The 10156-nt window shown below is 69.0% G+C and carries 9 protein-coding genes and 2 pseudogenes; 8 read left to right on the top strand and 3 right to left on the bottom strand.

What is annotated here, in order from left to right; all coding sequences use genetic code 11:
• Both VXC91_RS38465 and VXC91_RS38460 read left to right on the top strand, forming a co-directional pair.
• Window positions 1-442 (top strand): annotated as a pseudogene (locus VXC91_RS38465) (SAM-dependent methyltransferase); the annotation flags it as partial.
• Between the two features lie 102 nt (window positions 443-544).
• On the top strand, window positions 545-994 hold the full coding sequence (locus VXC91_RS38460; protein ID WP_329511992.1) for a DoxX family protein: 450 nt from the start codon (window positions 545-547) through the stop codon (window positions 992-994).
• 95 nt (window positions 995-1089) lie between these two features.
• Here VXC91_RS38460 and VXC91_RS38455 read toward each other — a convergent pair whose 3' ends face one another.
• On the bottom strand, window positions 1090-1824 hold the full coding sequence (locus tag VXC91_RS38455) for an RNA-binding S4 domain-containing protein (protein WP_408057583.1): 735 nt from the start codon (window positions 1822-1824) through the stop codon (window positions 1090-1092).
• A gap of 111 nt (window positions 1825-1935) precedes the next feature.
• Between VXC91_RS38455 and VXC91_RS38450 the strand changes: the two genes are divergently transcribed.
• Window positions 1936-2634, top strand: coding sequence for a uracil-DNA glycosylase (locus VXC91_RS38450; RefSeq protein WP_329511991.1), 699 nt, complete (start codon window positions 1936-1938; stop codon window positions 2632-2634).
• 52 nt (window positions 2635-2686) lie between these two features.
• On the opposite strand, the gene VXC91_RS38445 is transcribed toward VXC91_RS38450, so the two are convergent.
• Entirely contained in the window at window positions 2687-3109 is a 423-nt protein-coding gene (locus VXC91_RS38445; protein WP_329511990.1) for a RidA family protein, read from the bottom strand.
• Between the two features lie 200 nt (window positions 3110-3309).
• Here VXC91_RS38445 and VXC91_RS38440 point away from each other — a divergent pair, with 200 nt between their 5' ends.
• The 5 genes and pseudogenes from VXC91_RS38440 to VXC91_RS38420 all read left to right on the top strand — a co-directional run bounded on the left by VXC91_RS38440 (window position 3310) and on the right by VXC91_RS38420 (window position 8789).
• Window positions 3310-4092: a nucleotidyltransferase family protein gene (locus tag VXC91_RS38440; protein ID WP_329511989.1), complete on the top strand. Its 783-nt coding sequence runs from the start codon at window positions 3310-3312 to the stop codon at window positions 4090-4092.
• Between the two features lie 41 nt (window positions 4093-4133).
• Window positions 4134-4265: pseudogene (locus VXC91_RS38435) on the top strand (DUF7873 family protein); the annotation flags it as partial.
• Between the two features lie 152 nt (window positions 4266-4417).
• Window positions 4418-5575 (top strand): tyrosine-type recombinase/integrase, encoded by a 1158-nt coding sequence (locus VXC91_RS38430; protein ID WP_329511988.1) that lies wholly within the window; start codon window positions 4418-4420, stop codon window positions 5573-5575.
• Between the two features lie 305 nt (window positions 5576-5880).
• Window positions 5881-8166, top strand: a complete 2286-nt coding sequence (locus tag VXC91_RS38425; protein ID WP_329511987.1) for a site-specific integrase — start codon at window positions 5881-5883, stop codon at window positions 8164-8166.
• Window positions 8167-8300: 134 nt separating this feature from the next.
• A complete protein-coding gene (locus VXC91_RS38420) occupies window positions 8301-8789 on the top strand; it encodes a hypothetical protein (RefSeq protein ID WP_329511986.1) in 489 nt (162 codons plus the stop codon).
• Window positions 8790-8836: 47 nt separating this feature from the next.
• Here the strand turns inward: VXC91_RS38420 and VXC91_RS38415 are convergent, their stop codons facing one another.
• Complete coding sequence (locus VXC91_RS38415; RefSeq protein WP_329511993.1) at window positions 8837-10078, bottom strand: IS256 family transposase; 1242 nt, start codon at window positions 10076-10078, stop codon at window positions 8837-8839.
• Window positions 10079-10156 lie beyond the last annotated feature (78 nt).

Here is a 10156-nt window from a genome sequence, read left to right as displayed (position 1 = left end):
GCTGTGCAGCCCGATCGAAGCCCTCGAGCTGGACGAGACGTTCGACGTGGTGATGCTCGCGTCGTTCCTCGTGCACGCCGGGGACATGGGGGTGCGGCGCGGACTGCTGCGGGCGTGCGCCCGGCATGTGGCGCCCGGCGGGTACGTCCTGATCCAGCGGGAGGGGGAGGACTACCACACCGACCTGCCACGTGAGCGCGTCGATCCGCGAGGCTTCACCGTACGGATCGTGTCCTCGCAGCCGGTCGGGAACGGAGTCGACTCGGTTCGCGCGGAGTACGAGTTCCCCGACGCGACCTGGACGCAGACCTTCCAGGCCCGGCCGTTGAGCAAGGAACAGTTCGAGGAGGCGCTCGCGGCGGCGGGGCTGAGGGTGGACCGGTATCTGACCGAGGACCGCACATGGGTGAGAGCGGTGCCGGCGGACGCCGCGGCCCGGTGACCTTCCCGGGGGAGGAGTGCGGTCGGACGGCGATGAGTTGAAGGACTTGCGCGGGTCTACCTCTGTGACAGCACTGCGGAACTGATCACCGAGGAGAACCCCATGTCCGAGACCACCGCACCCCGTGCCGCTTCCGCCGCCCCGTCCACGGGCCACGCGCGCGGCCGCGGCCGTCGTGCCGAGATCTCCCTGCACGCGCTGCAGATCGCGCTCGCTCTCTTCTACGGAATCGCGAGCGCGCTGCCGAAACTGATCGCGCATCCGTCGGCCGCGGAGTCCTTCGACAGGCTCGGCTGGGGAAGCACGGGGATGTACATCATCGGCGCACTCGAGCTGGCCGGCGCGGTCGCGTTGGTGATCCCGGTACTGTCGTCGGTCGCGGCGGTGGCGTTGTCCGCGCTGATGGTGGGTGCCTTCATCGTCCAGCTCACGGTCTTCGACGGTCAGTACGCGGCCACCCCGCTGATCCTGCTGGTCCCGTTGATCCTGATCGCCTGGACCCGGCGCCACCGCGCCGCAGACCTGCTCCGTCTCGTACGTCGCGAGGCATGACCAGCACAAGGAAACGCCCGAAAGCCTTCCGGACGGGCGGAGGGCCGGGGCCGGCCCACAGCCCTTGAGCGCAGTGCGTGATCCGTGGCCTGCTCTCAGAACTCCCCGGAGCCGCCCTGGTCGGCCGGTCGGCCGCGGCCTCCGGACGGGCGCCGGCTTCCCGATGGGTTCTGCGACCGGCCCTGCGCCCGAAGGGCCTCCGCGAAGCCGCCGGGTGCCGCTCCCAGGCCGCGGAGGCGTTCCATCTCACGGCGGTCGCGCTTGGTGGGGCGGCCGGCGCCGCGGTCACGGATACCGGCCGGGGCCACGGCCTCGCGGGGCGGCGGGGGCGGGCTGTTGTCGACGTAGCACTGGACGGCCACCGGGGCTCCGACCCGTTTGCGGATCAGACGCTTCACGACGACGATCCGCTCCCGGCCTTCGTGCCGCAGCCGCACCTCGTCGCCTACGCGCACGGCGTACGCGGGCTTCACGCGTTCACCGTTCACCCGCACATGGCCGCCCCGGCAGGCGGTGGCTCCGATCGAGCGGGTCTTCACGAGTCGCACGGACCAGATCCAGCTGTCGATACGGACGCTCTCGCCGCCCGGCGGGCCGGCCGCCTCGGCGGCGGCCACTGAAGCGGCGGTCTTCGTATCCAGGGCCTCCGCACCCGCGGTGCCGGCGTCCGTGTCCTTCGGATCGGCCGAGCCCGGGGCGTCGGCCGTCCGGCTCCGCGCGTCCGTGCCGGGGTCCCGTCGGTCCGCCGCCTCATGGGCCGGGCCGACCTCGGACTCCCGGCCCGCGCCTGTCCGGCCCGTCCTGTCGTCGTCCGCACGTACAGAAGCCATGCTCCCGACCTTAGTCCCCTGAGCTGCGTGGACCGCACGGCATTTCCGATGGGGGTGCCGCCGGAGGCCCTGGCTCGCTCGAACCGTCGCGCCCCGCTCTACCGTGGAGCCATGGACAGCAGCAGTCTCGCGAGGCTCGACGAGCGGATCACGGGATGCCGTGCCTGCCCGCGCCTGGTCGCATGGCGTGAGGAGGTGGCCCGCACCAAGCGTGCCGCGTTCGCCGACTGGACGTACTGGGGCCGGCCGGTGCCGGGTTTCGGGCCGCAGGACGCCCCGATGCTTGTCGTCGGCCTCGCCCCCGCCGCTCATGGCGGGAACCGGACCGGCCGCATGTTCACCGGGGACCGGTCCGGAGACGTGCTGTACGAGGCACTGCACGACGTGGGGCTGGCATCGCAGTCCACATCCGTGTCCGCCGACGACGGCCTGGAGCTGTACGGCGTGCGGATCACCGCACCGGTGCACTGCGCACCGCCCGAGAACAAGCCGACCCCCGAGGAGCGGAACACCTGCAGGCCGTGGCTGGTGCAGGAGCTCCACCTGCTGCCGTCCCTGCGGTCCGTGGTCGCGCTCGGCGCCTTCGGCTGGCAGTCGACCCTGACCGCACTCGCGGAGGCGGGCCAGGCTGTGCCCCGTCCCCGGCCCGTCTTCCGGCACGGGGCCCGGGTGTCGCTGGACGGACTGGAACTCTTCGGCTGCTTCCACGTCAGCCAGCGCAACACCTTCACGGGACTGCTCACCCCCGAGATGCTGCGCGACGTGCTGCGCACGGCGGCCGAGGCGGCGGGCCTGCCGACCAAGCCGTAGAGCGGGCCGACAGGACACCTGTACGACGCCTACGGCGGAGGGGCGTGGCGCGTCAGGCGTCGGCCCCCTCGAGCCGCGCGGGGACGACGGCCGTCGCCGTGATCTCCACAAGCTGTCCGCTGTACTCGAGGCAGGCCACGCCGATGAGTGTCGACGAATGCGGCCCGGTGCTGAGCGCCGAGGCCTCGACGACGTCCCAGACGGCCGAGAGCACCGCGGTCTCGCTGCTCACGACGTAGACGTCCGTCGACACGACATGCGCCAGGTCGCTGCCGACCGCGCGCAACTGCTCCTCGAGGTTGGTGAGCACCTGCTGCGCCTGCTGTACGGGATCGCCCTCGCCGATGAGCTTCCCGTCCGCGTCGAGAGGCACCGACCCGGCGAGGAACGCGAGCCGGGTTCCCGCCTCCACGACGGAGGCGTGCGCGTAGCGCGGCGGCGGGAAGAGGGCGGGAACGGTGACGCGTTTCAGCATGAGGCCTCCCGGGATCGGCAACCGGTCCGGACCGGCCGCGCGCCTGTCCGACGACAACTCGCCGATGATGCGCGTTCGGCACGGCGACCGCACCCGAATTCCCTCACCTGCACCGACGGCCCGGCCTCGCCGAAATCCGGCGGACGCACGGCCGCCGTCGGGCTACGGTAGGCCTCCGTGTCCGCGACGAAGGGAGACCGGTGGACGACCAGGCGTTCCTCGACGACGTGGCCGACCGCCTCGCCGCCCTCCCCGGGGTTCGTGCCGTCGCCCTCGGCGGATCCCGCGCGCAGGGCACCCACCGACCGGACAGCGACTGGGACATGGCCGTGTACTACCGGGGCCCGGGCTTCGATCCGGCCGATCTGCGGGCCATCGGCTGGCCCGGAGAGGTCTGCGGGATCGGGGCCTGGGGCGGGGGAGTCTTCAACGGCGGTGCCTGGCTGACCATCGACGACCGCCGCGTCGACGTCCATTACCGCGATCTCGACGTCGTGGAGCACGAGTGGGCCGAGGCCGAGGCGGGCCGCTTCCGCGTGGAGCCGCTGCTCTTCCACCTCGCCGGCATCCCGAGCTACCTGGTCGTCGCCGAGCTGGCGATCAACCGCGTGCTGCGGGGCACGCTCCCGCGCCCGGACACCTATCCGCAGAAGCTGCGTGCCTCCGCAGCGGAACGCTGGTGCGGCACGGCCGATGCGACTCTCTCGTACGCGAAGGCCGACCACGCCCCGAAGGGCCGCCTCACCGAGGTCGCCGGCGCCCTGGCCCTGGCCGCCGCGCAGACCGCCCACGCCGTGCTCGCGGCGCGAGGGGAGTGGGTGACCAACGAGAAGCTGCTGCTGGAGCGGGCGGGGCTGCGGGGCGTCGACGGGATCGTGGCGAGGCTCGTGGCCCATCCAGCGGGGCTCGCCGAGGCCCTCGAGACGGCCGGGGAACTCTTCGTGAACGCCCTGTCCTCCGCCGGGGAATCCGCAGCCCGATAATCCTTCGAACCCCCTGGGTGTCCGCTGCTACCGTCGCAGACGTGGCGAAACTCAATCAGATCATCGCGGTGGAGAAGGGCATCAAGTCCAAGTCCCATCAGGACCTGACGGCGGCTCACCATGGGCTGCAGAAGCCCGCGTTGCTGGCCGGCCTCTCGCGTACGTACCAGCCTTCTGCGCACCGCTCCTGAGCGTTGACTGACTCGTACCGTTCGCTGCGATGGTTCCAGTGAGGCGATGCGCGGAAGGTGCCCTTGATGCACTCGATCGGGTGGCCTTCACCAGCGAGCCCTACCTGGGGTAGTCAGACTGCTAAATTCCGCATGTGATCACCGAGGGCGGCCCGACCGCCGAGGTTCTACGGGTCGAGGTCACTGACACCCTGGCGTACTGGACCGTCCTGTCAGGGCCGACTCTTGAGGTCGTCGAGGACATGGACGATTTCCTTCGACACCTGCGCTTCGGCCGCACTCGTGCGGAATCCACCACGAAGACATACGCCGGGCACCTCAAGCGCTTCCATGCCTGGTGCGGAGAGCACGACCTCTCCCGAGAGTGCGCAGCCTCCGAACTTGCCCACTATGTGATGAAGTTGAGGACCACGCCTCGGCTGACGAGCGGCCGCGGCCAGGGGCAGCCTCCCCAGGACTCGACGCTCGCTCCCGCCCTTGCGGCGATCCACGGCTTCTACCTACACCTCGCCGACCTCCGTCAGATCAGCGGGAAGGCGGTCGACACGCTCTTCTTTACCGCACCGCACCCGACGGGCGACGGGAAGCTCGTCCTCACGCCGCGCCTCCGCGTCGACTCCCGGCCGAGCCATGCCTCCGGCCGGGCACCGTCAGCGACCCACGAGGAGTTCGCCGCGCTCCTGCGGGCAGCCCAGACCGCCCGCGATCGCTGCATGGTCGCCCTACTTGCTGTTTGCGCGTTGCGCGTCGGCCAGCTTGTCTCGCTGCGTCGCAAAGACCTTCACCTCGTGCCGCCGGGGAAAACCGTGCCCGGTTGCCCATACACCCTGGGTCCTCACCTTCACCTCGAGAGGCGCGACGGCCACCCACGGGGAGCCGCGAACAAGAACCGCAGCACGCTGATCGTTCCCACGCCCGGGCCCGTGGAGATGCTCTACGCCGACTGGATGCGCGAACGGCTCGCTATCCCTAGCGCGAACGACAGCGCCTGGGCTTTCGTCTCGTTCCCGGGCCCCACAGGAGAGCCAGGCGGCCAGGCCATCGGCGCTCGGCGGGTCCAGGACCTCATCTCGGACCTTGCGAAGAAGGCCGGGATCCGACACATCCATCCACACATGCTGCGGCACACCTTCGGTGAGACCGCCGCGGACCTCGACATCGCGCGCGACGTCCTACAGCGTCTGCTGGGCCACAGTGACGTGAACAGCCAAAACGTCTACCGGAACGTCTCCGATGCCAGGGTCGCACAGGCCGCTCAATCCGTGAACGACAAGCTCTTTGGACCTGCATGACCACGACCGCTCCTCTGCATGCTTCCGCTCCTGAAGAAGAGGGGGAGCCCGACTGGGGCTACCTGGCTCAACACGGCCTGGACCGCTCCAGGCTCCAGCTTCGCTTCCCATTGGGCGCGGACTGGCACTCGTTTCGCTCCTGCCGGCACCCGCGCTGTGATCGTCCGGCCGCAAGCTCACCCTGGCTCTGCCACCGATGCCTGTCCGAGTGGCGCAAGGCCGGCACGCCCAGCGAAATCGACACCTGGTGCGCGAACACGCCCACCCCACCCTCTCGCCGCACTTATGACGAGAGCCGGTGCCTGGTGGGCTGTGACCGCACCGCGGAGGCCAGCGGGCTGTGCAAGAGCTGCTCGAGTGAACGCTGGAAGCACCGACTCACCGTCGAGCAGTACCTCGCCACAGGCCCCGTTCCCCGCCAGGGCTTCGGGAAGTGTCTCGTCCGCGTCTGCCCGCGCAGGGCGGTTCTGCGGGGGACCCGGCTGTGCCTTCCACACCAGCGTCAGTGGTCTGACGCCGGGAAGCCCGACCGCGAGACCTGGGCATCCACCGCAGCTGCCGTCTATACGGCCGTCGACGTGGTCCCTCTCAGCGACCTGGCACCGAAGGTCCTGGTGCAGGTGCTCCGCGGATACGAGGCTCAGCTCCGCCAGGGCGGCCGCATCAACCCCACACAGGTCAAGTCGGCGGTGCGCTGGCTCTGCGACTACTCGGTCGAGGACCTGATCGACGCGGAACTGCCCCAGAAGGGATACACGACGGCCTACCTGCGCGTATGGCAGCGAACCCTTCCTCTCCTAGATGCCGACCCGAAGACCGAGCACACCCGCACCCTGATCAGGCTGCGCGTTCTCAACCCCCGCTACGAGGGCGGCAACGTCGACCTGCGAGACGTCCACGCCCCCTGGCTGACACACCTCACTCAGCAGTTCCTGCTCCACCTCGCCGCGGCGGGAGCCTCCCCGGCGCGGCTCGTGACAGTCGGCCTGGCAGCCCGGTGGTTCGCGATGTTTCTCCGCACCCTGCCCGGTGAGGGCCGAAGGCCGAGCGAAGTCGGGCGCCAGGGCATGCTCGCGTATCTTCGCTGGCTTGCATACCGTGCCCGCGATACCAGTGACTACCAGCTGGTCAACGACGAGGACCCAGTACGGCAGGTGATCGCCGAGCGACTCCTACCGTCTCTGCAAGGCACCGGTCCCCTGCAGGTTTCACCGCAGCGCCACTACCAACTGGTCCGGGCTCTGCGGGACGTCCTCGAGTACGGCCGATCGTGGCTCGCCGAGAACCAGGCCGCGGACGTCCACCTCCTCGAACGGGACGTACCGCCATTCCCGGAACGGGATGACACTGACAGCGAGCTGGAGGGCCGCTCCCAGGATGCCCTGCCAGAGTCGGTCTTTCTCCAGCTCATGGACGAGCGCAATCTCGGCTTGCTGCAGCCCGGGACCCGCCGTAACTACGTCGAGCTGACTATGCGCGTGGGCCGGAGGCCGTGGGAGATCCGTCACCTGGAGTTCGACTGCCTCGAATGGCATGAGATCGACGTGGAGGACCCGGACGGAACGGTGCAGCGCCGCTCCTACCCGTTCCTCGCGTACTGGATGCAGAAGGTCCGCCGACGGCACAAGCTCCCGCTCCACCCCAGCGACGCCGAGGTCATCACCCGCCAACAGGATTACCTGCGGCGCGAGTTCCCGCAGAGGTTCCAGGGAGACGGGCGTCCGCGTTCGAGCCGGATGTTGCTGTTCCCGACGACGCGCCTGTCCCGGGCTAACAAGGTCGGCGAGCGGCCGTACGACAACAGCTCGATCGGCTACTGGCTGGACAACTGGCTCGACCAGTTCGTCTTGGTCGACGAGCGCGACCAGCTATTCGACCCGGCGCGGGTGTTTCCCTACGCCTTCCGGCACACGTACGCCCAGCTCCGTGCGGACGCCGGGGTGCCGCTCGATATCTTGCAGGTCCTCATGGCTCACCAGGAGCCATCGACGACACAGGTGTACTACCGCCCCTCGCACCCTCGACGCGTCGAGGCGGTGCGCGCCATCGCCGCGAAGTACCAGTTCGACCTCACCGGCGGCCGCGTACGTGCCCGGTCTGCCGACGACGACCTGGCCGACCGCATTCGGGCGGGCGTCGGCTCGGTGCCTGTTCCCGCAGGACGCTGCCACGAGATGAACAACGTTCGCGCGGACGGGCACGGCTGCCCGGTGTTCTACCGCTGCTTCGCCTGCAAGTTCTACACCACCGATTTCACTCATCTGCCAGAGCTTCGACAGCTGCGCACCAGCAAGGCCGAGCAGCTCGCCAGGCTGGAGAGCGCCTACGACAACGTGCTCACACCGGGACCGCTGAGCGCGGCGAATCTGGAGCTGCTGCGCCAGGAGATCAAGCAGATTGACGAGCTCGTCGACAAGTGCGAAGCCGACATCGACTCTCTGACCCAAGAGGAGCGAGCCACCGTGGAGACCTGGCTCCACAGCAAGGACCGGTTCCTCACCGTCATCCCGGTGGCGGCCGTCCTGGCTGGGCGCCAGCGGCTGGAGCAGCCGACCGTCGATCCAATCCTTGTTGAAAGGGCGGCCCGTTGACGCACTCGCTCGCGCCGCAGAAGCGACCAGAGCCAGCGACCGTTCCCGCAGGCCGCACCCCAGTCCTCGACGCTGGCAGGGCAGCTGCTGCGCAACGCCGTCGCGCTGACAGCGAGCAATGCCGCCAGCGCGTCTTGGACGTCCTCGCGGGGATGCGCAAAAGGCGCCAGGTTCTTTCGGACGCCGAGATCACCCGGCGGGCCAGGGTCAACCCGCAGTACCTGCAGCGCCACCGCGATCTGAAGGCCGAAGCCGAGGCCGTGCGGGCTCACCTCGCCAAAGACGCGCCGAAGGCAGCCGCGGCGGCTGCCGCCCGCAAGGAGGCGACCCTCGAAGTCGAAAACCGCATGCTTCTGGAACAGAACGCCACCCTCCGGCGAACTCTTGAAGCGGTCCAGAGCAAGCTGCGCGAGCTTCGCGCCCAGGAGCTGGGCGCCCAGACGCGCGACGGTCTGGACGCCCGCTCCCTGCGCGACACGGAGATGGACGAACTCCGCAAGCAACGGGATGCAGCACTAGCCGCCAGCCGGCAAGCAGAGGCTGACCTGCAAGCTCTCCGGAACGTCAACCAGCGGCTACTGGTGGAGAACAGCAGACTTCTCGCGGCAGCTCCTCCAGAATGATGCCCGGAGGCTGGAGTTGATGGCGTCCCACGTGATGGTGTAGCCGATCAATCGGTCGTCGTGTTGGTGGTGTTGGGGAGCGCAGGGGCGCTGTCGGGGCGCTTGTCGGGGTAGATCTCGTCCATGCTGCCTTCGGGCAGGTAGCGGCGGGGGAAGGCGATCCACTCGTCGTGCATTTCGAACAGCACGGCGGTGACCAGCCGCAAGAGTGCGTCGTCGTTGGGGAAAACCTGGACGACGTCGGTCCTGCGCTTGATCTCCCGGTTGATCCGCTCCAGCGGGTTCGTCGACTGGATCTTCTTCCAATGGCGTTCCGGGAAGACGGCGAAGGCGGTCAGGTCGTCCTTGGCTTCCAGCAGCATTGCCTTGACCTTGGGGAACTGCCCGCCGAGCATGTCGGCGACGGTATCGACCTGGGCCCGGACCGCCCTCTGACCGGGCTGGGCGAAGATGGTGCGGATGGTCGCGGCGACCATCTCACCGGCGTCCTTCGGGATCACGCCAAAGACATTGCGCAGGAAGTGGACACGACATCTTTGGTAGGCGGCGCCGATCATGACCTTGCGGATCGCGTTGACCAGGCCGGTGTGGTGGTCGGCGAGGACCAGGCGGACCCCGCTCAGGCCGCGTTCGCGCAGGTGACGCAGGAACTCGGTCCAGAACGCCTCAGTCTCGCTGTCGCCGACCATCACGCCGAGAACCTCCCGGCCGCCGTCCTCGGTGATGCCGGTGGCGATCACCACGGCCCGGGAGGCGATCTGGTGGTGGACCCGGGCCTTGCAGTAGGTGGCGTCGAGGTAGATGTAGGGGAAGCGAGTGTGGTCCAGCGGCCTCGTGCGGAAGGCGGTCAGCTGCTCGTCCAGGGCGGCGCAGATCCGCGAGACCTCGCTCTTGGAGATACCGGTGTCCGCCCCCAGGGCCACGACCAGGTCGTCGACCGACCGGGTGGACACCCCGTGCACGTATGCCTCCATGATGACCGCGTACAGGGCCTGGTCGATACGGCGGCGCCGCTCCAGCAAGCTGGGGAAGAAGCTGCCGGCCCGCAGTTTGGGAATGGCCAGGTCGAGGTCGCCGGCCTGAGTGGTCAGCGTCTTGTCCCGGTGCCCGTTGCGGTAGTTGGTACGGGTGTCGGTGTGCTCGTTCCACTCGGCGCCGATCTTCGCCGTGATCTCAGCCTCGATCAGCTCCTGCAGCATCCGCTCGGCGACGCTGCGGACGAGCTCGATTCCGTCGGACGAACGTAGTGACTCCAGCAGGCGTATCAGTTCAGACTGGGACAGGGCCACCGTGCACCTCCTCTCCTCGATGAACTGGGCGTTTATCAGGGAGAGTTGCACGGTGGCCCGCCCCATGCGCAGGGAGCA

The organism is Streptomyces chiangmaiensis (assembly GCF_036281785.1).
Taxonomy (GTDB): Bacteria; Actinomycetota; Actinomycetes; order Streptomycetales; family Streptomycetaceae; genus Streptomyces; species Streptomyces chiangmaiensis.
The sequence above is the reverse complement of the archived record's forward strand: the minus strand, read 5'-3'. Positions and strand labels throughout refer to the sequence as shown.

Bases quoted from the DNA above. Each gene is read 5' to 3' on its own strand.
- VXC91_RS38460 (WP_329511992.1), top strand. From the start codon at position 545: ATGTCCGAGACCACCGCACCCCGTGCCGCTTCCGCCGCCCCGTCCACG.
- VXC91_RS38445 (WP_329511990.1), bottom strand. From the start codon at position 3,109: ATGCTGAAACGCGTCACCGTTCCCGCCCTCTTCCCGCCGCCGCGCTAC.
- VXC91_RS38455 (WP_408057583.1), bottom strand. From the start codon at position 1,824: ATGGCTTCTGTACGTGCGGACGACGACAGGACGGGCCGGACAGGCGCG.
- VXC91_RS38450 (WP_329511991.1), top strand. From the start codon at position 1,936: ATGGACAGCAGCAGTCTCGCGAGGCTCGACGAGCGGATCACGGGATGC.